The organism is Amycolatopsis sp. cmx-11-51, from assembly GCF_047608665.1.
Taxonomy (GTDB): domain Bacteria; phylum Actinomycetota; class Actinomycetes; order Mycobacteriales; family Pseudonocardiaceae; genus Amycolatopsis.
Map to the genome: position 1 here is coordinate 1 of NZ_JADNQO010000052.1, position 659 is coordinate 659.

Genomic DNA, 659 nt, shown 5'->3' on the forward strand with positions numbered 1-659 from the left:
CAGCCGCACTTTGTGATTGATGGCTTGTCTTCGCTGGTAGTGGGCTTGTCGGGCTCGGTGTTGGTGGCGTCGGCGCCAGTGTGACCATGTCCAGGTCACGGCGCGGTCGGGCGCGGTGGTGATCAGGTGTGCCAGGAGACGCTTGACCTCTCCCAGCGTGACTGGAATGAGGCCGCTGCCAGGGCTTGTGGGGCGATCGCGGCGGTGACGGCGAGGTAGGTATGGGCGAGCATCGCGAGCGTGATGTGGCGGTACCAGGCGTCGTAGCGGCGGACCTGGTAGTGGTCTAGGCCGACCTCGGTCTTGGCGGTCTGAAAGCAGTCCTCGATCGCCCACCGCGCGCCGGCTACCCGAATCAGGTCATCATCGGTCGTTCCCGTTGGGGCGCAACACAAGTAGTAGGCGATTTCATATTCGCCTTTACTGTTTCGGGTCAGTGATCGCCGGGCCAGCAACCATCGTCCCCAGCCCGGCGGGGTGGTGTCGGGGTAGGCCGGCAATTCGGCCACGGCCCAGTCGAACAGACGGGGCTCTTTGGCGCCATCACCGCAACTACGGCGTTTCCATGCGGCCTCCGGCGCGTGGGTGACCAGCGTGCCGGCGCGGGAGGTGCCCGCGGTGGCGGGGATAGTCTGATTGCTCGGCACGGCCACGACATA

General features: G+C 65.7%; 1 pseudogene. It reads right to left on the reverse strand.

Features of this window, described 5'->3' with window-relative positions:
- Positions 1-122 precede the first annotated feature (122 nt).
- Positions 123-659: pseudogene (locus tag ACM6LU_RS39185) on the reverse strand (IS701 family transposase); the annotation flags it as partial.